19 protein-coding genes are annotated in these 22,611 nt (G+C 55.0%); 11 read left to right on the top strand and 8 right to left on the bottom strand.

All coding sequences use genetic code 11. The features are described from left to right. Window positions 1-19: 19 nt before the first annotated feature. Complete coding sequence (locus ACOOGA_RS17375) at window positions 20-2,425, bottom strand: S8 family peptidase (protein ID WP_420429122.1); 2,406 nt, start codon at window positions 2,423-2,425, stop codon at window positions 20-22. 211 nt (window positions 2,426-2,636) lie between these two features. On the opposite strand from ACOOGA_RS17375, the gene ACOOGA_RS17370 reads away from it, so the two are divergent. Continuing rightward, window positions 2,637-4,490: a winged helix-turn-helix domain-containing protein gene (locus ACOOGA_RS17370; RefSeq protein WP_420429120.1), complete on the top strand. Its 1,854-nt coding sequence runs from the start codon at window positions 2,637-2,639 to the stop codon at window positions 4,488-4,490. On the opposite strand, the gene ACOOGA_RS17365 is transcribed toward ACOOGA_RS17370, so the two are convergent. Together ACOOGA_RS17365 and ACOOGA_RS17360 are read right to left on the bottom strand one after the other, a co-directional pair. After that, entirely contained in the window at window positions 4,427-5,017 is a 591-nt protein-coding gene (locus ACOOGA_RS17365; protein WP_417461992.1) for a regulatory protein RecX, read from the bottom strand. The two genes, ACOOGA_RS17370 and ACOOGA_RS17365, sit on opposite strands and share 64 nt — an antisense overlap. Then, complete coding sequence (locus tag ACOOGA_RS17360) at window positions 5,014-6,210, bottom strand: aminotransferase class V-fold PLP-dependent enzyme (protein WP_420429118.1); 1,197 nt, start codon at window positions 6,208-6,210, stop codon at window positions 5,014-5,016. Before ACOOGA_RS17360 ends, ACOOGA_RS17365 begins: the two co-directional genes overlap by 4 nt. Before the next feature lie 278 nt (window positions 6,211-6,488). Here ACOOGA_RS17360 and ACOOGA_RS17355 point away from each other — a divergent pair, with 278 nt between their 5' ends. From ACOOGA_RS17355 to spt, 4 genes are all read left to right on the top strand, one after another. Continuing rightward, on the top strand, window positions 6,489-8,237 hold the full coding sequence (locus ACOOGA_RS17355; RefSeq protein WP_417461994.1) for a fatty acyl-AMP ligase: 1,749 nt from the start codon (window positions 6,489-6,491) through the stop codon (window positions 8,235-8,237). 12 nt (window positions 8,238-8,249) lie between these two features. Continuing rightward, window positions 8,250-9,203: an NAD-dependent epimerase/dehydratase family protein gene (locus ACOOGA_RS17350; RefSeq protein WP_417461995.1), complete on the top strand. Its 954-nt coding sequence runs from the start codon at window positions 8,250-8,252 to the stop codon at window positions 9,201-9,203. Between the two features lie 69 nt (window positions 9,204-9,272). Then, window positions 9,273-9,518, top strand: coding sequence for an acyl carrier protein (locus ACOOGA_RS17345; protein WP_417461996.1), 246 nt, complete (start codon window positions 9,273-9,275; stop codon window positions 9,516-9,518). A 6-nt stretch (window positions 9,519-9,524) separates the two neighbouring features. Next, on the top strand, window positions 9,525-10,727 hold the full coding sequence (gene spt / locus ACOOGA_RS17340; RefSeq protein ID WP_417461997.1) for a serine palmitoyltransferase: 1,203 nt from the start codon (window positions 9,525-9,527) through the stop codon (window positions 10,725-10,727). A 62-nt stretch (window positions 10,728-10,789) separates the two neighbouring features. Here the strand turns inward: spt and ACOOGA_RS17335 are convergent, their stop codons facing one another. The 3 genes from ACOOGA_RS17335 to ACOOGA_RS17325 all read right to left on the bottom strand — a co-directional run bounded on the left by ACOOGA_RS17335 (window position 10,790) and on the right by ACOOGA_RS17325 (window position 13,405). Continuing rightward, window positions 10,790-11,731, bottom strand: coding sequence for a hypothetical protein (locus ACOOGA_RS17335; RefSeq protein ID WP_417461998.1), 942 nt, complete (start codon window positions 11,729-11,731; stop codon window positions 10,790-10,792). Window positions 11,732-11,737: 6 nt separating this feature from the next. Next, the gene (locus ACOOGA_RS17330) at window positions 11,738-12,736 is read right to left on the bottom strand and encodes a diacylglycerol/lipid kinase family protein (protein ID WP_420429116.1); all 999 of its coding nucleotides are present in this window, start codon (window positions 12,734-12,736) and stop codon (window positions 11,738-11,740) included. Window positions 12,737-12,874: 138 nt separating this feature from the next. After that, window positions 12,875-13,405, bottom strand: a complete 531-nt coding sequence (locus ACOOGA_RS17325; protein ID WP_417462000.1) for a DUF2141 domain-containing protein — start codon at window positions 13,403-13,405, stop codon at window positions 12,875-12,877. Window positions 13,406-13,604: 199 nt separating this feature from the next. On the opposite strand from ACOOGA_RS17325, the gene ACOOGA_RS17320 reads away from it, so the two are divergent. From ACOOGA_RS17320 to ACOOGA_RS17295, 6 genes are all read left to right on the top strand, one after another. After that, window positions 13,605-14,795, top strand: a complete 1,191-nt coding sequence (locus ACOOGA_RS17320; RefSeq protein WP_417462001.1) for an LptF/LptG family permease — start codon at window positions 13,605-13,607, stop codon at window positions 14,793-14,795. After that, window positions 14,795-15,949, top strand: coding sequence for an LPS export ABC transporter permease LptG (lptG, locus tag ACOOGA_RS17315; RefSeq protein ID WP_417462002.1), 1,155 nt, complete (start codon window positions 14,795-14,797; stop codon window positions 15,947-15,949). The genes ACOOGA_RS17320 and lptG overlap by 1 nt, the downstream gene beginning before the upstream one ends. Next, window positions 15,946-17,490 (top strand): lipopolysaccharide biosynthesis protein, encoded by a 1,545-nt coding sequence (locus ACOOGA_RS17310; RefSeq protein WP_417462003.1) that lies wholly within the window; start codon window positions 15,946-15,948, stop codon window positions 17,488-17,490. The genes lptG and ACOOGA_RS17310 overlap by 4 nt, the downstream gene beginning before the upstream one ends. Continuing rightward, a complete protein-coding gene (locus ACOOGA_RS17305) occupies window positions 17,487-17,828 on the top strand; it encodes a tRNA-binding protein (protein ID WP_417462004.1) in 342 nt (113 codons plus the stop codon). Before ACOOGA_RS17310 ends, ACOOGA_RS17305 begins: the two co-directional genes overlap by 4 nt. Before the next feature lie 77 nt (window positions 17,829-17,905). After that, window positions 17,906-19,042 (top strand): N-acetyltransferase, encoded by a 1,137-nt coding sequence (locus tag ACOOGA_RS17300; protein ID WP_417462005.1) that lies wholly within the window; start codon window positions 17,906-17,908, stop codon window positions 19,040-19,042. An 11-nt stretch (window positions 19,043-19,053) separates the two neighbouring features. Further along, entirely contained in the window at window positions 19,054-19,740 is a 687-nt protein-coding gene (locus tag ACOOGA_RS17295; protein ID WP_417462006.1) for a hypothetical protein, read from the top strand. Here the strand turns inward: ACOOGA_RS17295 and ACOOGA_RS17290 are convergent. Both ACOOGA_RS17290 and ACOOGA_RS17285 read right to left on the bottom strand, forming a co-directional pair. After that, window positions 19,737-21,263: an acyl-CoA carboxylase subunit beta gene (locus ACOOGA_RS17290; RefSeq protein WP_417462007.1), complete on the bottom strand. Its 1,527-nt coding sequence runs from the start codon at window positions 21,261-21,263 to the stop codon at window positions 19,737-19,739. The two genes, ACOOGA_RS17295 and ACOOGA_RS17290, sit on opposite strands and share 4 nt — an antisense overlap. A 70-nt stretch (window positions 21,264-21,333) precedes the next feature. Continuing rightward, a complete protein-coding gene (locus ACOOGA_RS17285) occupies window positions 21,334-22,605 on the bottom strand; it encodes an FAD-dependent oxidoreductase (RefSeq protein ID WP_420429114.1) in 1,272 nt (423 codons plus the stop codon). Between the last annotated feature and the right edge of the window lie 6 nt (window positions 22,606-22,611).

Raw genomic sequence — 22,611 nt, 5'->3', positions numbered from 1 at the left:
CGATAAATCAGGAGGCCATCTAAAATGGCAGGTTCGCTCTCAAGAGAAGTGCAGCGGCCTGCCCTGCGCGATGCCCAGGGTTCTGCTGCAGCAATATGTTTGCCTGCAGTGACAGGCCGGAATGATGTTTCTGCATTTCATAGGTAATTTCAGTGTCGAGCTGGCGCTTTGACGGTGCCAAGGCACCGATAACGCGCTCAAACGTCAGTTCGCGGGTGTCTGCTGTCTGGCCCGTGGGCAAATATGCAAGCAGTTCCCCCGAGCGTGCCCGAAGAGGCTGCGAGAAAGAAAATCCAAGTCGGTCACCATCAGACACTATATTCCTTGTGCTAAGCTCAACGGCGAAAGCGTCAGTGTGTATGGCTGAAATACCCTCTACAAAACCACCAACGGGAACATCAACTGACGACACGCCGTAGGAGTACCGGGCAACCATCTGCCACCCATGCGCAAACTGGTATCGCCCATAAAGCGCCGCATACACCGTTGTGGCATTATTTCCGAAATTAAGCGCGCCTTGTCCTATTGCCCCAAGGAAAGAGCCACTTTCGCGCAAGACCCCTGCATCCATACCCAGCGCATAACCTTCTGCTCGCACTGCGGCGCCAGCGGTAACTGCATAAGCCTCAGTGTTTTCGGCTGGAGCATCAAATAGTGTTGAGTGGTTTGGCTCGACATCAAACCGGGAAACCGCGAAGGAATAGTTCCATTTGTTTTTGCTATCGCTATTCAGCGCCATGCCAAGGGCGCCATCAAACAGGCTCGCATAGGCATCTGACCGCACACCATTGTCACTCAACCGAGCTTGTGGATCGTCCATCCCGAAAGAGGTAAACAAGCCTGCCCCGCCTGTTGCTGTTGAAACCCGCATATCAAGACCGGCAGAAATCGCTTTCGAAAAACTGAAAGCAACGTTACGCGCCGTGCCCACTCCAGTCCGAGCCACATAGGGCAGCGCATCTTCCAGTGCCTCGTTACGTCGCGTTGGAGCCATGAAAGAGAAATTCATATGACCGATGCCATCCAGCGCCACAGATGAACTACTGCTTGAAATGAAGGTATTCAGACGGTGTTCCACCAGCGCCCTGGCATCCCTGTATTGCACTTGGGAGTGCATGTTCTGCCGATATGCGCGGCGATAGCCGTCAAGCATTGACACAGAGCCAAAAGCTGGCATCGCCGATACAGCGTCACCAAAGACGGGAGAGAGAGAAAGCACACTGCCACTAAGAGCCACTTCTCGTCCGTCTCTCGTTCGGCTTGCCGTCGCCCCCATTGGAGCAAGCGCCCGCTCCAGGTTGATCAACCCTTGCCCATAAATCTCATCACTGCCCACAACCCCAAGGTCGGTTGTGCTGGCCAACAGTATCTCACCAACTTCTTTGGCCGTGAGATTGGGAAACGCCTGCATAAGCAGCACAGCTGCCCCCGCGACGTGTGGCCCGGCGAACGATGTGCCGTCTGAGGTACTTCCCCAGGGGTTCCGACCTTCTCTGAAACCGTGTGTCGGGAGCGTCGTTGTCACACCACTTGGTGCGACCACAAAGTAATCCTGTGCGTAACCGGCTTTATTGGAGCGATCAAAAATTGTCTGATCACGATCGACGGCGCCCACAACCAGCACAGCGTTTTGGTTGCCATTCTTCAGCCCAAGCTGGGATATGAAGGCCGTTGGCGCGCTGCCAAACTCATTGCCCGCAGGAATAACGATGAGCATACCTGCATCGATGGCTTTCTGGAACGCCTCCCGCACCGGTGCCAGATATTCCTCCGGCACATAAAATTCCTCAGCTATCTGGTTATCGGCCCCGGCATATTGATTGGAGTTTTCATCCCAGAACGCCCATTCCACCATTAATATGCGCGCGTCGTTCGCAATAGCGTGGTCGATCGCGCCCGGCACAGCGACAAGGTTGATATCCTTCCCGCCCCAACTCGCCAACTCAGGCAAGTCCATTCTGAGGGCCAGTATCTGTGCCTCCGGTGCTACCCCGTGGGTCCCTTGATCATTGCGTTCCGCCGCAATAATGCCCGCTGTCATGGTCCCGTGTATGGTTGGGGTAATGATGTTCGGGTTTTCGGATATGTCATAAAGCGTGTCGTCAAACAGCGCACCATCATTGCCGCCAAAATCCTTGCTTTCCGGGTGAATGTTGGCATCCAAGTCCGGGTGCAGCACGTCAACGCCCGAATCCATCAGCGCAACAGTGACACCAGCCCCCGTGAGCCCTTCGTCATAGGCTGCGAGTGCGCCGATCTCGCCAAGGCCAGGGTTTTCCCTATACTCAGTAGTATTGTAGCTGGGCGCCTGAGGCGGTTCGGGTGTAGAAGGAGTTGGGGGAGCCACCATTGCACTTCCCCCTCCCCCGCAGGCCGCCACAGACAGGCCAAGCGCAAGACCGAAACAAATTTTCACCGATGTCACTCGCTCTCTCCCCGCGCCGCACCAAGTTGATATGCTGCCGAAGATAGAGAAATCTGAGCTGCAAAGCCTGACGAACACGTAAGGAAAACGTAAGGATATGGCCCAAGCTGCCCTAGTTTGACCTGGGAAACCTTGAATTTACAACCAAGGTTTATTTCAGATATTCGGAAGCACGGTCTACGTTAGACACAACAACAGGGAGGCTGGAGCGATGGCAAGCGACGGGCTGATCAAAATCGGGCCATGGTTACTCAAACCGGATCATCACCTGATAACGGATGGAAAGCGCACGCGTAAGCTTGAACCACGTGCTGCCAAAATGCTTCAATACCTTCACAAACACCGCGGCAGGGTTATAAGCCGGGACGAGCTTCTCCAGCAGGTCTGGTCCAAAACGGTTTTGACCGACCATGCTATCTCTGTTGTGGTTGCCAGCCTCCGGCAAGCACTCGACGACAGTGCGGTGCAGCCGAAATATCTTTCTACTGTCAGAAAGCGGGGATATTGCCTGCTCGAAGAATTCCCTGAACAGAAATCATCCGGACACAAATTCGGGCGAGCTATATGGCGCTTACCCTTGCCTCGTTTTGTGCAACAGTTTTCTTATATCGCTGTGGGTTTAGCGACATTTTGTGTCGCCGTATTTTTCTTCGCCCGCCCCGAAGCGGCAACATCAGAACCAAGGACCAACAACCATAAAATTCACCTTCAACCACTAGAGGTGGCCGCAAGCGTCGATGAGGGATATGCACAGGTCATTAAAGACCTCCTGATGATGGAACTGTCACGCTATGGCGACGTGGCGGTAAATTTTCGGGCAACGCAGCCCTCGCTCGAACAATCGGAGATTTCAGGTAGCGTTAAGCTCAACACGGACAACGCCCTGGGTCTCAATCTCGCCCGTACAGATGGTCATGTGATACGGGAGAGTAACGAGACAGCACCGCTCGGAATTTTGAATGTCTCAGCGATGGTGCGCAACAGCGTCGCTGATCTGATGGCCGGCAAAAAGGCTGTGCCAGCATCGTCCAAAGCCGCCTTCAGTGCCCCTATACTACTTGATCGGGCACGATATTTCTGGGGGTTTCATCGCGACGACCGCAACCGCATCGCCTACCGGATTGTGAAACAAGTTTTGCAAGAAGACCCTTTAAATGGTGACGCGCATGCGCTACTCGCGGAATTTTATGCAGCCCTGCCCGGCACCAGTTGGGGGCTGGGTAGTATCGACACGCTCGCACTCGCAGAACAACATATCCAGCGCGCGGCAGAACTAGGCACCGACAGCAAATATATCTGGCGCGCAAAAGCCCGCTTATTATCGGAACGGGACCACGATGATAGCCGCGCGATTGAGTATTATATTAAAGCTCTCAACGCTGACCCTGATGACCACTGGACCTGGCGCAGCATTGCTGTAGCCTATGCGAAAAGCGGCAGGTTCAACCAGGCGCTTGAGGCGCACGATCGGGCCATTGCCCTATCCCTCGACCCAAGCGGCGCTGAATGGGAAAAAATGACAACCCTCTATTTTGCGCAGCAATTTGATGAGGCCCTGTCGCTATACCGAAAGCTACACCTGATCGATGGTCGCACGGGTATTCGCACCGCTCTCATCCACTATATGGCCGGGGATCATGTCGGTGCATACGCTCAGTGGCAAACCTACTTCGACACACGAAGAATGGATGGTACTGCGAGCATATTCAGACACGCAGACGTGAACACTCCCCCTGAGGACATATATAATGCCGCTGCGAATGCGATAACAATGGAACAGGGTGAGAGGCTATCATCATACGCGCAGGCCTACATATTGCTGGCTGCGGGGCGGGCCGAAGAAGCAACAGAGATCATTGAAGCGGCTTACCGGCAAATCGCGCAAAAGGAAGACCCGCGTTATAATCGCTCTGCTGCCTTGATGCGCATTGACCCGTTTTTTGAGAAGCACGCTTTATCAAGGTCAATTGAGGCGCTTCTATCTGCCGTATCCCTTGGTCCTCAGGGCAAGAGCGTTAGCAACTCTTCTTCCCCCGCGTCCAACATCTCAACCACAATGCCGTAAGGAAACCCTGCGCGCATCATTGCGGCGATCTCTTTTTCACGTTTCTCGGCTGGGTCTGGCAGCGCACGGCGAAAAGGGCCAAAACGCCGCCGCCTGATATAAGCCGCCGCCGCCTGTCGGGTGGCGTCTGGCGTCTCTTCGTCGCCTTCCAGGTTCTCAACTGCGGCAGCCGCTGTGTCTGTATGCACACCTTTGAACCTGAGATCCTGCAGTATCTGGCGTGGAGGTTTGCCCTTGCGCAACAGGCTGCCCGCTCGCTGGCGCGCGTATGCTTCATCATCCACATAGCCATATTTTACACATTTTTCGACAACGTCGTTGATCCAGCCAAGCTGTTCATCTGTCGGCGACGCATGCCCTTCGTTCCTGCGGCGAACCTTACGTTCAAGAACCCGGCGCAGATTATCCTCCGTACTGCTAAAACGCCCCAGATAGTGCAGCGCGGCACGCTCCAGATATCCGGCGCTTACTTTCTTGGGGCCACCATGGTGCTTTTTCAGCGATTTGTTGTCCGGGTTTTCACTCACAGCGCAGACACCGCCCCAATAAAGCGCTCAATCTCATCCTCCGTATTATAATAATGGGGAGAGACACGGACTGTTGTTTCAACGTTCCTTGCTTCCAGATCCAACCTCGTGTGCATTACGCTTGCCACTTGTACACCAATCCCCTTCGCTTCAAGGGCGGCTTTCACATCCGGCGCCTTCATACCCGCCTTGTTAAACGTCACAATCGCCGCGCGCGCATTTGGTGGGCAGGTGCCTGTAACACCAAGCGCTTTATATAGTACCGACCTGAGAGTTGCGGCGAGTGCCTGCGTGCGGTTGAAAACACGCACGGGTCCAATTTCCAAGAGATAGTCGATAGCGGCACCAAACGCGAGTTGTGAGCCAACGTTTCGCTCCCAGTCTTCAAATACACGAGCATCGTCCCTCAGGTCATAGCGCTCCGCATCCACCCAAGCTGCGGCCTGATTGCTTAGCATCGCTGGTTCAAGCGCCCTTCGGGCTTCGTCCGTAATATACATAAAGCCAACGCCGCGAGGGCCGCGCATAAACTTGCGGGACGTGCCGGTCAGGATATCACAACCGATATCATTCACATTAACCTGCATCTGCCCTACCGCCTGGCAAGCATCCAGTAAATACAGAACACCACGCCCTCTTGCGATACGTCCCACCTCAGCAACAGGGTTCACCTGCCCGCTTGATGACGGCACCTGCGCGACTGCGATAAGTTTCGTCTTATCATCGATCAGCCCTTCAAGATGGGCAACATCAAGCTCTCCGTCCTCTCCCGCACGGGCGACACGCACCTCGGCGCCACGACGGCGAGCTTGCTGGAGGAAAGCAACATAGTTGCTGCAGTATTCATTGAAGGCGGTGACGATATTGTCGCCCGGCGTCAGTGCAACGCTATAGAAAGCCTTGTTCCATGCATCGACCGCACTGCTGGTGAGCGCATAATTGCTGGCCTTGCCGCCAAGGAGCGCCGCCAGAGAGCTATAAACCTTCTCGTGCGCGGCAAACTGTTGCTCATGAGCCACATAACCGCCCACTTTTTCCTCAAGGCTGATATGGTCCCGAAGTGCCTTTAACACAGGCTCTGGCATCAGTGCCGCGCCGCAGTTGTCAAAGTGCAGCCGGTTTGCGGCACCGGGGGTTTCTGCCCGTAATGCCTTGATCTGATTTGAAGTAAATTCCATGTCTGGCGCTGTCATTTTTTAGCCGTAATCCTCACCTACTTAGCTCTGCCGCATGTACCATGGGCCAGAATTAACTTGCGCAGGGCGCTTTCAGAAGGTAATTCAGCCCTAATATCCAGGCACACGACCGTTCAAGAGTGAACAGGGTAAAGCTGGTCGAAAGCAAGAGTTTTTTGGCCTGATGTTTGTTGCGGTTTGATGTGTAAGTATAGAGTTTAGTGATAGCCTCGGCCGTACCAAGGCTTGCTATTGTTGTTTTTGTAGGGTCCGGCTAAAGTGATGCCGGGGCAATTATGGTTGAAGCCAACGTTATGAAGGTAGAGACACCTACGCAGGATCCGACGCTCGAAAGGCGTTATTCGGATTTTGATACGCTTGTAGATGCGATTGAATATGCAGCCAAAGGTTTGCGTGGGGCTAACTTTTATAATGCCCGCGGCGATCTTATTGATGCGTTGACATGGGCAGAAGTTCGTGACCGTGCGGAAGTTATTGGCCGCAAACTCGTGGCCATGGGCTATGAGGCGGGTGACCGTATCGCCCTTATCGCTGAAACAAGCGCCAATTTCGTATGCTTCTTCGTGGGCTGCCAGTATGCGAGCGTCCTGCCCGTACCCTTGCCCTTGCCAACCAGTTTTGGTGGCAAAGATGGCTATGTTTCGCAGCTTCAGATGCAAATGCAGAGCTGTGATGCAAACGGCCTTATGGCTCCGGAATTCATGAATGAGATTATCGCGGAAGCTACAGCGGACATGGATCTGCGTTTCAAAGGCTCATACGATGATTATCTCGCGGTAAAAGGTGACGGCGGCCTTCGCCTCCCAAAACCTGATGATCTAGCCTATCTGCAGTACAGCTCCGGCAGCACACGCTTCCCGCACGGCGTTGCGGTTACGCACCGGTCACTCCTGTCCAATACACACGGCATGGGTTTCCACGGTGTTAAGCTTGAAGAACATGACCGCTGTGTCTCCTGGCTTCCGTTTTATCATGACATGGGGCTTGTTGGCACATTGTTGACCACGCTGACATGTCAGATCTCGGTAGATTTTATCCCGACAGAAGAATTTGCACGCCGTCCGTTGAGCTGGCTACGTGTTATCAGCCGTAACAAAGGTACTATCACTTATAGCCCGACATTCGGTTTTGACATTTGTGCCCGCCGCGCGGCACTGCGCTCAAGCGCACTTGAGGACCTTGACCTTTCAAGCGTTCGCGTCGCTGGTTGTGGTGCTGAGATGATCCGCCCTGAAGTGCTTAGAAACTTCTTTGAGACCTTCGAGAGCATCGGCTTCAAGTGGGAAGCTTTCCTGCCAAGCTATGGCCTCGCGGAATGTACTCTTGGTGTAAGCTTTGGCCGCGTTGGTGTTGGCCTTGAGGTTGATCTGATCGAGGAAGCCGCGCTAACCGGCGACAAACATGTTCTGGTTAACGGCAAAGACGACACACGCGTGCGTGAAGTCGTCAACTGCGGCCGTCCACTTCCTGAATATGATATCGAAATACGCGATGAAGAAGATGGCGTGCTGCCTGACCGTCAGGTTGGCAAGGTATTCCTTCGCGGCACATCTGTGATGCGCGAGTATTTCAATGACCCTGAAACAACCCGTGCGGTGCTCAGCCCTGAAGGCTGGCTCGATACGGGCGATATGGGTTACATGAAAGATGGCTATATCTATATCGTTGGCCGCGCCAAGGATATGATCATTGTCAATGGCCGCAACCACTGGCCACAAGACATTGAGTGGGCCGCAGAGCAGCTTCCTGGTGTTAAAACCGGCGATGTTGCCGCGATTTCAGTGCCCGGTGAAAATGCCGAAGAAGTTCCGATGATTTTGGCTCAGTGCCGCTATTCTGAGCAGGCTGAGCGCATGAAGTTCATCGAAGAACTGAAGCGCCACATCCAGAAAGCTACCGGCATCAACTGCATGATCGAGCTTGTGCCACCACGGTCACTGCCTCGCACATCGTCTGGTAAACTGAGCCGGGTTAAAGCGCGTAATCAATATCTTTCCGGAAACCTGCAGGCGCTTGCAAGCTAGGCAACATTTCGCATGACGAAAACAACTGGCACACAGCCTGCCAAACCCGTCGTTGCTCTTACCGGCGCAACGGGTTTCCTTGGCGATCACACCATCAACGCCTTTCTGGACGCTGGTTACACCGTCAACGCGCTCACCCGTCGTGAGCAGCATGAACGAGACGGTGTTACATGGGTGCGCGGCGACCTCACAAATAACGAGGCACTCGCGGCACTATGCTCGGGTGCCGATGTCCTTGTTCATATGGCAGCGCTGACCAAAGCGCTCAATCGCGACATCTTTTTTGACGTTAACGTGGGCGGCACCAAGCAAGTGTTGCGGGCTGCGGCCGATGCTGGCGTAAACAGGGTGGTCCATGTTTCTTCACTGGCCGCGCGCGAACCGCAGCTCAGCCACTATGGCGCCAGCAAAGCAGCGTCAGAGCTGTTACTCACCGCACGTGACTGGCCGTTCAGCTGGACCATTGTGCGCCCTCCTGCCATCTACGGCCCTGGCGACAAAGAGATACTGAAGCTTCTAAAGGCGTTGAATTTTGGTCTTCTGCCTGCGCCGGGCGGCAAAAATAACCGCTTTGCCATGATCCACGGCGCTGACATGGCGTCCGCGCTGGTTGCTTTTGCCAAAGGCGGCAATGAAAAAGCGATTGCCGAAATCGACGACCGCAAATCGGGTGGTTATACGCTCAAGGACGTCGCGCAAGCGGTTGGTGGTGAGAAAAAACCACCCTTCATTCTTCCCGTTCCTTTTGCCCTCCTCGGTCTCATTGGTGCGGTCAACGGTATCGTTGCCAATATTATCCGTAAGCCCGCCATGTTAACGCTGTCATCGGCAAGATATCTATGCCACAAGGACTGGACGGTCAGAGCTTCCAGACGACCACAGCTTACCGACTGGGCGCCACATTTTGACCTCAAAGCAGGTTTAGGTGACACCATCGAATGGTATCGAAAAAACGGGCTTTTATGATTGCTTGCACCCCGATATAAGTCGGGTATGCAGTTGTTTAGAAATTCATATCGCAGATAGGCAAGTACGATGGCTAACCCGCAAATCATTGAAAAGATTTACGAAATGATCTCCCCCCTCAACAAAAAGGGGATTGAACTTACGCCTGACGTAACCTTCGCCAGTGACTTGGAACTTGATTCCCTGACGGTGATGGACCTTGTTGCCGATATTGAAGATGAGTTCGACATTGTGCTGCCGCTCAATCTTTTGCCAGACCTTGAGACCATTCAACAAGTTGCTGATGCCGTTGAAAAAATCCTGAACGAAGGCTAAGAGACCGTGGATCTTCTCGATAAGTTTGACCAAATCGTCGCCTTGCGCGAATCCCTACCCTTTAAAGAAGCTGATCCCTTTAAAGTGGTGATGGAAGAAATTATTTCCGAAACCGAAGCAGTTATTGGTGGCCGCAGGACCATTCTTGCAGGTACCAACAACTATATGGGCATGACCTTCAACCAAGAAGCCGTTGAAGCCGCTAAAGAAGCCATCGACAAATTTGGCACTGGCACCACGGGTTCTCGGGTCCTGAACGGTACATATGGTGGCCACAAGGCACTTGAAGCCACAATCGCTGACTTTTACGGCATGGAACACTGCATGGTGTTCTCCACCGGGTATCAAGCCAATCTCGGCATGATTTCGGCTCTGGGCGGCAAGGATGATTTTGTTATAATCGACGCCGACAGCCATGCCTCGATTTATGATGGCTGCTCCATGGGCAATGCCACAATCGTGCGCTTCAAACATAATGACGTGGATAACATGGAACGCCGCCTCAAACGCCTGCCTGCTGATGCAGGCAAGCTTATCGTGGTAGAAGGCATCTATTCCATGCTTGGTGACGCAGCCCCTCTCAAGGAACTCCTTGAAGTTGCGAAGAAATACGGCTGCATGACACTGGTAGACGAAGCTCACTCCATGGGGTTCTGTGGCGAGAATGGCCGCGGTGTTGCGGAAGAACTTGGTGTTGAACACCTCGTTGACTTTTACGTCGGCACTTTCTCGAAATCCGTTGGCACAGTCGGTGGTTTCGCGGTTTCAAACCATCCAAAATTCGATGTGCTGCGCTTTGTAAGTCGCCCGTACATTTTCACAGCAAGCTTGCCACCAAGCGTGGTTGCGTCTGCGACAAAGTCAATTGAGGCGATCAAACGCAGTGGCAACCGCCGCGCGCACCTTTGGGAAAACGCGCGCAGGCTACACGCTGGTCTCAAGAAAGCGGGCTTCGACCTCGCGACACCAGAAGCACAGAGCCCTATTATTGCCGTACACCTGCCCGACCCAATGGTCGGCACCCGGTTCTGGGAGACCTTGTTGCTTGAAGGTGTATATGCCAACATGGCTGCACCACCTGCAACACCATCCGGCATGTTCTTGATGCGCGTGAGTGTATGTGCCCAGCACAGCACAGAGCAGATCGACGAGATTATTGCTCGTTTCTGCCGCACAGCAGAGAAGATCGGGCTCGAGCTTAAGCCCTAAACCTACCCGACCGACTGACGACCTGAAATATTAAAGGCGCCGATTGGCGCCTTTTTGTTTATCTATTTGAATGCGCCTTTGCGCTTGAGGCCCCAGAACATCCGGATACCGGAAAGCACAGGCCTGCGCCGCATGCGGTCGGTAATCTCAACCTCAACGCCTGAGTGACGTTTGATCTTCCATGCCAGGTAGTCAATACCGCCATCAAAGGTCACCGATGCCTTCACGAGACGCAAGAAGCTGACAGCTTTTCCGTTCCAGCGCCGTGCCCACCAGCGAAGACGCGGCACGAGCCGTTCCGTTCTCGGTGGTTGTTTGAGTGGAGGCATCGGATCAGGAATGACCTCAAGGACCTCTTCCACGAGCGCTGTCAGCGCATCATAGCGGTCTTGATCCAGCAGGTAGATCTCCAGCCCTTTGCCTTTGCGCTCAGAGCGAAGTTCCGCGGAATAGGTCTGCTCAAACGCGCCGACCCATAGGTCCCGCGATTCTTTCGCTCCCGGAACAAGATCAAGATAGTTGCCGAGCATTGTCTTGACCGCCTGGCCAATGTCAGAGGCAATTGAAATCTTGGTTTCATCGTTTTTAGGCAACAACAACATGCAAGGCTGGCAGAACCGCGCCCAAACAGACACATTCAAGCACTCCGGTCGCACCCGGAACGCCAGGTCCGGCCGTGACAGGACCGCGTACTTAGAGCGCACTGTGATGCCGTTCACTTCTGTTTCATGGTAAAAAACGTTGGGCGGCAAAATCTGGTTTGCGATCGCAAGCCAACGCTTTGAATAAGCTTTGCTGTAGCTATCCACGATCACATAGAAATCGAGGATTTTCTCTTCGATCTCACCTGTGCGCAGGCACGAGCCATAAAACAATATACCTGAAACAGCGCCGTTGAACTGCCGCGCTATCTCGGTTGCTGCAACAGTCACTTCTTCAGGTACTGTGCGGCGCCATTCCTGAAGGATAAAATCTTGTATCTCTTTATTCGGATCAGCGGCCATGTTGCCCTACCTTAACGACACAAAAGTCAATGTTCGATCACCCTTTAGCGTAATCGGCTTCCCGGGCACAGGATAATATATTTCACCATCAAGTGTTACAGGGTCGCTACCCTCAACACGAATTTCGTTGGCGCGACGTGTGTGCACACCATCAATAGTCTTTTTGCCGTACGCGCCTGTCAGAAGGCCGCGAATAGCGCGAAACACTTTGCCGCCACCAGACTCCACAGCCGAAAACCGCAAACCACCAGTACCTTCTTTGCCATATGGTTTCATACGCAACAATAGGCGGTCAAGGGTCGTCGTCATCACAGCTGCAAACTGCCCGACCATACGGCCACTACCAGGTACGGTAATGGTCATCGGGTCTGAAACCATCAGCGTTTTGTCTTTACCGATGCCAAAAGCGGAAAGAATAAGCGTACCGATCGCCACCGCGTGTGCCAGCCCATTTGGCAGACCAGCATTATAAGCGTTTTCGCGGCACCACTCAATTCCCTTTACCACACCTGCCGTACCAAAGAAGGTGCCAACACGAAGCGGCTTGCCGTCGCCGAGGTCCATCTCAATCAGATGTTTGCGGGTCAGCCGTTCTGGCAGCATACCAGCATTTGTCAGGTTAATCAGGTTCCTGAGAACTTTTTCCGGGCGTCCTTTAAAGCCAAGGTCAGCTGCTGTCATGTTGGTCTTGCCACCGGGAAGATAAGCTATCGGGGGCGTCACGCCGAAAGGATTGCGATGCAACAGATCGGCGAGAACTGCACCAATGGTGCCGTCTCCGCCATTAACCACCAAAAGTGCCGGGTTCGCGCGCGCAAATAGCTTCAGCGCATCCTGAATGGAATCGATACCATCCAGCTCGTAATGGACAACGTTCGGACTCTCATCAACTACCCTGCGCACCGCATCAATGCGGGCAGCATTGGTTGTGCTTTTCGGGTTTGAGATAATCGCCACCAACGGCACCATCGCGCCAGCTGTTATATTTTCCCGATCTACGTTCACGAGAACGGATGCTCCATACAAAAAACAGTCGAGGCGCATCAATGCCTCGACGGATTCCAATTCCATGCGCCACCGATGCGGCTGTTGCGCTGGGTTATAACCCCAAACGCATATTTTAGCAAATCTGTAACAAACCCGTTAACGCCGCCTAAGCTGGCGTCGCTTTTTAGTCTGCTCTTCGTCGCCTCCAAATATATAGGTAAGCGAAATTGTCATTCTAGTGACGCCGGGCTTGGCAACGAACATAACTTCTTCCGCGTCGGGTGGCGCGAGCGAGAGTTCCGGGTTGTTGGAGAACCCAAAACCTTCACTGAAGAAGTCTGCTTTACCGTTTGAGTTTCTGTCATGCAACACCACGAGGGCGTGTGGTCCGACCGACGGCAACGGCACGCAAATCTGTTGCCCTTCCTCTTCGGTGGGCACATCTACACGCACTAGCTTTTTGCCCTTTTCCAGGAAGTCTTCCGGGTTACTGCCATAAATCTGTGCGCGGATATTACCTTCGTTGTCTTTGAGGCCTTCAATCGCCAACAAAAGCGCAGGGCCTGCGGCGGCGTCTGCGCAGAGTGCTATATCGTGTTCCAGTTCGACCTCATCGTCAGCAACGACCATAGGGCCAACTGCCAGTGTGAGTGCAACACTCAGGCCCCAAAACTTTTTAGCACGCATAAACTTCTCCTGGCTTGTGATCTTAAGCCGCAACCTTAATGCCCTTGCCTCTGCACAGCAGATGGCGTCCGATGGTGGCGAAAATATGTCCCACCGTGGCTAAATTGAGTATAAGACAACTTGCTTTTGCCACGTTAGGCGAATGAATGGTAATAAAAAGTGTCTTGAAACAAGCCTCTAACAGGTGTAGCGCCAAAGCATGTTAAATCGTATTGACCGGTATGTCCTTCGCCAGATCATGGGGCCTCTTCTCACCACGCTCGGGATCGCAGCATTGCTGTTGATCCTGGAGCGAATGCTCAAGTTGTTTGACTTTGTCGTCAATCAGGGCGGGCCGGTTGAGGTCGTCTTTCAAATGCTGGCGAACCAGATCCCGCATTATCTTGGCCTCGCCCTACCGGTGGGGTTGCTACTGGGCACCCTGCTCGCTTTCAGGAAGATTTCCCTTTCCAGCGAATATGACGCCATTGTCTCGTCCGGCATTGGTTTGCCACGGCTCATGCGTCCGGTGTTGATGCTCTCTCTTGCGATGATGCTGATCAACACTGTGCTCGTTGGATGGATCCAGCCTTATGGACGTTATGCTTATCGCAACCTTGTATTTGATCTCAGAAGCGGCGCGCTTGGTGCCAGTGTGCGCGTGGGCGAATTTGTTGACTTGGGCGATAACATCACGTTGATGATTGAGGAAAGCCGCCAGCAGGGCGCGGAGCTTGTTGGGATTTTCCTTGAGCGCCGCGACGAGCAAAACACCATTTCGGTCACCGCCGAGCGCGGCGGTTTTTTTGCGACCGAGGACGACCAGACCATTTTGCTGCGCCTTTATAACGGCGTGTTGGTTGATCTGAACGAAGGACAAAATAAACCCCGTGTGCTGAGTTTCGACCAACAGGACCTGACGGTAAAACTGCCTGCGAAAGAAACCTTCCGCGACAGGGGAGGAGAAGAGCTGGAACTGACCCTGCCCGAACTGAACAGGGAACGTTATAACCCCGCCCTCAGCGTAAAGGAGGCAAATGCGATGAACGCCAACTTCCACTGGCGTGTGATGCATAGCGTAACCTTTCTGGTCCTGCCGTTTCTGGCCATCCCCATGGGGCTTACCAACAAACGAACCGCCCGCGGCACAGGTATTGTGGTCGGTCTCTCTCTCCTGATCCTCTATAATGAATTTATGGAGGCGATGGAAACGGCGGTTACGAACGGTGCCTCACCCTATGCCACAACGTGGTTGTTATTTGGCTTGTTTACATTGCTCAGTTTGTTCTTCTTCCGTATCGCAGCCTATCGGGTTGGGGGTGAACCGCTCGCGTGGATCGACCGCACATGGGCTGTCATCAGCGGACCAATGAAACGCCTGTCCAAGCGCTTGATGGGGGTCAGTGACTAATGCATGCCATACGTACATTTCGCCGCCTGATGGTCCCATCCCGCACGCTGGCGCGCTACATGGTGCGTATGCACCTTGGCCGTTTTTTTGGCATTCTGATTGGCCTGACAGCTATCCTTCAACTGCTCGTATTGATGGCCGTCTCGGATGAAATCATGGCTGCTGATGGCGCCACCTGGGTTTCGCTTGTGTCGTTTGTTGGCATGCGCGGGCCACAGCTTATAAGCCAGTTTACGCCGTTTGCCGCACTACTTGCCTCCCTGCTCACTCTCGCAACGCTGAATCAGCACAGTGAGGTGGTGATCATGAAAGCAAGTGGGCTATCCGCGCACCGCATTCTACTGCCGCTTGGCATCGCGAGCTTCATCATCGCAGGCGCACATTTCGTCTTTAACGAAACCGTTGTCGTAGATGCAAATGCCGAGCTTGAATATTGGGAAGCGCACGACTATGCCGTTGACCTGCCGGAGAATACTGGCATCGCCGGTCGTGTCTGGCTGAAGGAAAACAGCACCGTGGTGCTGGTTGAAGCCGTCAGCCGTATCAGAAGCCGCGTCGTGCTTGATAAAGTTTCCCTCTTTGAACGGGATGAAGTTGGCCGCCTCACCGCTATGTCCCGCGCTGAATTCGCATGGTACCAAGACGGCAAATGGACCCTGCATGAAGTCAGGCGGTTTGATACCAAAAGCCATGAACTCACCATCAACGACACGCAGGAATGGAAAATACCAACCCGCCCTGAACGCTTTCTGGCACTTACGGTAAAGCCGGATCACGTATCGTTCCCCGCACTTTGGCGGTCCATGCATGAATTGGAGAAAGACGGCCTACCAACCGAGCGGCTTATGGCCAGCTTCCTCCATAAAATTGCAGGGCCTGCATCCACGCTGCTTATGCCCTTGCTCGCCGCTGTCGCCGCCTTTGGTGTCACACGGGCCGGCAACCTTGCAATCCGTATCGTCTTCGGCATGGCACTTGGTTTCAGCTTCTTTGTGGCAGACAACTTCATGCGCGCCATGGGGGAGTTTGGTGTAGCGCCGCCGTTTTTGGCTGCCTGGGCGCCTTTCCTCTTGTTCCTCTTCCTCGGTTACAGCGTGGTATTCTATACGGAAGAAGGCCAACCCAAGCTTCGCAAAAAAAAGGCTGCTGAGTGAGCAGCGACCCGAACACAGACAGCACCCCCGAGCCTGAAAACCACCGGGCACGGGTTGCGGGCGGTGCCGGTTTTGCGTTTCTGGGCCGCCTTGGTGCGCTTATTGAAGTCGTCTCCGTTATCGCGTTCACATGGGTATACGGCGCAGCCACCTTCGGGCTTTTTGCCGTACTCTGGAGCTATGTGAAGGTCTCGACAGCGCTTTCAGATGCTGCCATGACCACCGCGCTCCAACGGTTCGTGCCCAAAGCAAAAGGGGATGACGCAAACCTCGTCGCAGGTCATGCCATCAAACTCAGCTTTGTGATCTCCAGCTCAATCGCCGCCCTCACCTGTTTTGCGGCCCCTCACCTCGCCGGGTTCATCAATGCGGCAGATGCGGATGCCGGCCATCTGGTTACCGTCATCCGGCTCTATGTATGGGTGCTCCCGTTCTGGACCATGGTCGAGGTTGCCACAGCGGCCATTCGGGCCCGCCGCACCTTCGGCCCTGAGATCCGAGTACGCATTTTTTATGAGCAAGGCTTACGCCTCGTTGCTGCCATGGCACTTGGCCTCTCGGGATACCTTACCTACGGGCTTTTCCTCGCGCATCTTTTGAGCGTTGTCCTCGCCGCCCTGCTCGCGCTGCGCCTCGTGGCCAAACACTATTCAATCAGCGCAGTGTTCAAAGCACCTCTCACTGGCTCCATAGCCCGCGAAATGCGCAGCTATGGTTTCTCGGTCATGCCCGCCAATATCATCAAGAAGCTCTTCAGCGAGTTTCCGGTCATGTTCCTCAACTTCATGCTGCCGGGTGCAGCCGGTGCGGCGGCTGGCGGTTATTATGCCGTCGCCCGCAAAATCGCCAGCGCCCTTCAGGCAGTGCGCATGACGTTTGAGTATGTCATGGCCCCGCTTGCGGCCGAAAAAGACGGCCACGGCGATCATACTGCCCTGCATGACATGTACGCTTATGCGACGCGCCTGTCGCTTTGCCTTGCGCTGCCGTTTGGTGCGGCACTTGTGCTCGCGCGCCACGATATTCTCGCCACCATGGACCCGGAGTTTCAGGCTGCCGCCGCTGCCATCGCCATCCTGTGCCTCGGGCGTGTACTTGAGGCTGCAACCGGGCCGTCGTCTGCCATTATCGAAATGCTCGGCCACCGCCTTCTGCCGCCACTTAACGGCCTTGTGGGGCTTGCCGCGCTTTTGGGCCTTGGCATCTGGCTTATCCCTGCATATGGCGTCACAGGCGCCGCTGTCGCCGCCGCAGCCGGGCTCAACATCACCGCACTTCTGGCACTTATTGAAGGACAGTTGCTTTTTCGCCTCTGGCCATATGATCGCCAGATCGCGCGCCCGCTTCTTGCCTCACTTCTCACCAGCGGGCTCATACTCGCACTGGTTTCCGCCAGCAGCAAGTGGCCCGCCCCTTTCGGCATTTTGAGTGCTATTCTGGGGCTCGTGCTCGCGGTCATCATCCTGATCCGTTTCGGGCTCACACATGAGGATGCAGAAGCCCTTGGTAAACTTGGTAAACTTAAAAAGAAAAGAACATGACAGACCCCATAGAATTTGCAGACTTCCTCAAGGTTGATATCCGCGTTGGCACAATCCTCACCGCCAAAACAAACGCCAAGGCACGCAAACCCGCTTATGTGCTGGAGATAGACTTTGGCGACGCATTCGGCGTCAAAACCACCTCAGCCCAGATTACGGAAGAACACAGCCTTGATGACCTGCCCGGCATGCAGGTGCTTGCGGTTACCAATTTTCCGCCCTTGAGGGTTGCAGGTGTGAAATCAGAGGTCCTCACCCTCGCCACCATGGAGGAGGCCGGGCGTACGGTGCTGATCACACCATCAAAGCCGGTGCCGAATGGTACGCGCCTCCTGTAGCCCCGCTTTAGGCTTGAAAAACACCACCACTGCTTTATTCCAACATAGAAGTTACATTCCACTGAGGGGACACGCGCGTGAGCGATATCAAAATCAGACAGATAACCGACACTTCGGGCCTGAAGGATTTCGTGAACGCGACCCGCACGGTTTATCAGAATGACCCGAATTGGGTGCAGCCCCTGATGATGGAACGCATGGATGCGCTCCGTCCTGACAAAAATCCATATTATGAGCATGCGGAAGTAGCCATGTGGGTAGCGGAGCAGAACGGCAAGCTCATTGGCCGTATCTCCGCCCAGATTGATAGCCTGGCGCAGGAAAAATGGGGACCAAACCTTGGCCACTTCGGTTTTTTCGAAGCGTTGGACGGCAAGGCGGCAGATGCCCTGCTCAAAACCGCTGAAGTCTGGCTTTCCGAACGCGGCATGAAACGTATGCAGGGCCCATGGTCTTTCTCAACGGCCGAAGAGGTCGGCACGCTGATTGACGGTTTTGACACCCCGCCTTGTGTGATGATGCCCCATGGCAGGCCTGAGTATGATGGCTGGCTCAAGGCTCATGGGCTTGATAAAGCCAAGGATATGCACGCCTTCCGGCTTGACCTGCACAAACCCGTGCCCGAACGCGCCAAACGCATCGTCGGCATGGCTGTCAAGAACAAACGCACCACCATGCGGCCGGTGAATATGAAACGTTTTGATGAAGAAGTTGCCACCATCCTCGATATCTATAACGAGGCATGGTCCGAAAACTGGGGCTATGTGCCGTTCACCGACCATGAGATCGAGCACGGCGCCAAAGCGCTCAAACCCATCGTCAAGCCATACCGCACTTATATTTGTGAGTATGATGGTGAGCCCGTGGCCTTCATGCTCACCATCCCAGATGTGAACCACAAGATTCGCGACCTAGATGGCAACCTGCTGCCTTTCGGCTGGGCCAAGCTGGCATGGCGCATGCTTAATGGCCGGGAGGACCGCTGCCGCGTACCGCTGATGGGCGTGCGCAAGAAATTCCAGAAAGGCCCCTTGGGGGCCGCCATGGCCATGTGGATGATCCAGGTATCACAGAAGAATGTGATGGACCGTGGCGCTTATTTCGGTGAGCTTGGCTGGATTCTCGAAGACAACGACGGCATGATTAGCATCCTCGAGGAAATCGGGTGCGAAATTTATAAAACCTACCGGGTATACGAGAAACAACTCAACTGATTGGGCCCCATATGAACGACCGGAGACGACACAGCGACAACGCTGACACCATGCGGCTTGCGAGCTTCATGGGGGAGTATCTGGTCAAATGCCCCAAATGCAGTGCCCTTGCCATCATTCGCGGTGAACGCCTCACCTGCACCGGGTGCCACGCCAACATTCATGGAAAAGAAGCACCTCTCCGGGCGTCAGCTTTGCCTGGTGGGCATTATTCTAATGCGGGGGTAAAACACTGGCATAGTCGCGTGATGCCCGTGCTTGAGCGCAAGGACGGCACGCCAGAGCGTTATAGCTGTCCAGGCTGCGGTAACGACCTGTCCGCGCCTAACACGCGCCAGAACACCGCCCACCTGCCCCGCACGCTGGATATCACCTGCGATGGCTGCGGGCGAGAGAACACCTTCACACCTATATGGAAACCTGCCTATTCTGCCAGTGAAGCCCGCGACCCAGCCTTCGGCTGCGAGCTTTACCTGCAAAAAACCCTGCGCGAAGGCACCCTTTTTGCTTTCAACGCCAACCATGCCGAAGCACTGCGGGATTATGTCAGCGCTGGTTTGCGCGAATGGAAAGCGGAGAACAGCGGCATGCGCAGCTATTTCACCAACCTGCCCGCATGGATCAAAGCGGCCAAAAGCCGTGATACCATCGTGAAAACGCTGGAAGGGTTTATCGAGGAAGCGAAGGCAATCGACTAACCACTGGCGACCATCATGCCCTGTGCGAGTTCTGCGAATTCACATAAGAGCGGGCGGGTGTCGCGGGGGTCAATCACGTCTTCCACCATGAAAGCTTCGGCGGTGCGGAACGGGCTGCGCACCTTATCAAGCCGTGCCTTGATCTCATTGAGTGCTGCCTGTGGGTCTTCAGCTTTTTCAAGCTCCGCCTTGTAGGCAACCTCAATCCCGCCCTCAAGCGGCAGACTTCCCCAGTCACCCGACGGCCAGGCGAAACGGTACTGGAACCGGGTGTGGTCGCTCATCGCGGCGCCACCCACACCGTATGCCTTGCGCACAATCACACTGGCCCACGGCACGGTTGATTTATAGATGCCGTTAAGCGCATCAACCCCAAACCGGATGGTGGCGGCTTTCTCGGCCTCTAGCCCGATCATGAAGCCAGGGTTATCGACAAAATGCACCACAGGCAGCGAGAAGGTATTCGCGAGCTTCACGAAACGTTCCACCTTGCGCGCACCGTCTGCCGACCATGAACCACCCATGAAGGAAGGGTCGCTTGCTATCACAGCCATCGGCCAGCCGTTAAGGCGCGCGAGCGCGGTGATAGAGCTGCGCCCCCACATGCGGCCAATTTCCATCACGCTGCCCCGGTCCATCACGCGGTCCAGAATTTTACGCATCGAGTATGCCGCGCGCCTGTCATCCGGCACGGCGTCCTTAAGCGCCTCATCCCGCCGTTCAGCGCCGTCGGACGCATCACCGCGCGGGGGCAGCGTTCCCGCAGCGTTCGGCAGGTAGGAGAGGAAACGTTTCGCGGCAGCCACCGCTTCATCTTCCGTATTCACAACATCATCCACCGTGCCGTTGCGGCCATGAATGTCGGCACCACCCAGCGCCTCTTTATCAAGGTTTTCACCAATGGCAGCCACCACCGCAGGCCCGGCGGTGAAGATATGCGAAAGCCCACGCACCATCACACTATAGTGCGACGCCACCACGCGTGCGGCGCCAAGCCCCGCCACTGAGCCAAGCGCAAGCGCTACTACCGGCACCGTCTCAAGGTTTTTGACCACATGTTCCCAGCCCGGCAGATAAGGCACATAGGTAAGGCCCATGTCCTCCAGCATTTTAACGCTGCCGCCACCACCGGTGCCGTCAATCAGCCGAATGAGCGGCAGTTTAAACTCATGCGCCATCTGCTCCGCCTGCACGGCCTTGCGCCAGATAGCGGCGTCAGCGGCACCACCACGCACGGTGAAGTCATCCCCCGTCAGCACAACCGGGCGGCGGTTTATCTCGGCTTTACCAAACAGGAAATTAGCGGGCGTGAAGTCTTGCAATTCACCATCCGGGCCATAGCTGCCCTTGCCCGCAAGCTTGCCAATTTCGCGAAACGAACCGGGGTCAGCCATCCTATTGATACGCTGGCGAACGTCCAACTTGCCGCGCCCATGCTGGCGCGCGAGCTTGTCCGCGCCGCCCATCTTCTCGGCCAGCGCTTCACGTTTTTCTTTTTCTTCCAGCTCTTTTTCCCACGCCATGCGGATGCCCCTTTAAACTTTGCTTTCAAGGGTAAAATAGCGTGGTGGCAGGATAGTCAACCGGGCAGGTTCAAAGCACCGTCCGGTTTTGGATTGTGGCTTTGGTAGCAAGACTGAAACGCGGTTCGGTGGCAGCACCCTCATCAAGGGCCAAGGTGGCTGCATGCCGCCCTACTTCCGGGCCATGTTTGAAGCCGTGGCCGGAACCCGCTCCCACAAGAATGATGTTCTTAAATTCAGGATGCCGGTCGATCAAAAAATCACCGTTTGAGCTGTTGGTATATTGGCATACACGCTCACCTACAAACGGCGCACCCTTAAGGCCCGGGAAGCGCATCTCCAGATACTGCCGCAGCTTGCTATAGGTCGCCTGGCTTGCGTGTCGCTCTTCCGTATCCGGGTTTATGGCCGGGCCGTGTTTGTCATTTGCGATCTTGAAGCCCCGGCCTTCAATGTCCGGCGCACCGTAGAACAGGTCCCCGCCGTTATAATCTGCCCATGCAGGCAAGCTGCCATGCGCGAAGCTTGAATTGCCCGCAGGCGGCGCCACAAAAGCCAGCTCCTGCCGGGTGATGAACAACCGCGGCGCCAACAGGGTTGGGAACAGGCGTTCCATCCATGGCCCACAGGCGTAAACAATGGTGTCTGCGGTCTCGGCCCTTCCGTTCACCCTCAGGCTGTGGCCGTCTTCAAGCGGGCCACTGGCCTCTGCCTGGCGGAATGTCCCACCCGCACTCACGAACCGTTCCACCAACTGGATAACCGAACGGCGTGCCATCAGCACGCCGAACCCGACCTCATAGAGCCCGAACTCGATGTCCGTGAAATCAAATTGCGGGAAGCCTTTTTTGAGGGCAGCAGCGTCCAGCACTTCAAGCGGCAATTTCAGGCGCTGGTGCGTCTCGATAGACGCGCGGGCATAATCGACCATCTCGTTAAAAAAGAACAAAATACCGGTCTGATGAAACAGCGGCAAGCCAGCGTCCGCTGACAGCTTTTTCCACTCTACCAGCGATGCGGTCGACATCTTGGTATAGATGGCATCGGCACCGTAGTCTGACCGGATAAGGCGCGTTTCGCCGCCTGACGATGCCCGCACGCTCGCGGGGCCTCGGCCGTCCACCAGCAGCACTTTTTTGCCCGCGCGCTGAAGCTGGGTGGCGGTCCAGGCACCAAACACACCGGCCCCCACAACAATGACGTCCCACGCCCGCTTCGGGCCGGGGCCTTCCGTTCCCTTAGATTGGGCAGCCGCCACCATACCACCCGGCAATGTAGACACCGCCCCGGTTGCCGCTATACCCGCCACAACTGCACGCCTTGTTGTATTGCTTTTCGCCATGCCTAT

Origin of the sequence: Kordiimonas sp. (genome assembly GCF_965216265.1) — a bacterium.
Taxonomy (GTDB): domain Bacteria; phylum Pseudomonadota; class Alphaproteobacteria; order Sphingomonadales; family Kordiimonadaceae; genus Kordiimonas.
The sequence above is the reverse complement of the archived record's forward strand: the minus strand, read 5'-3'. Positions and strand labels throughout refer to the sequence as shown.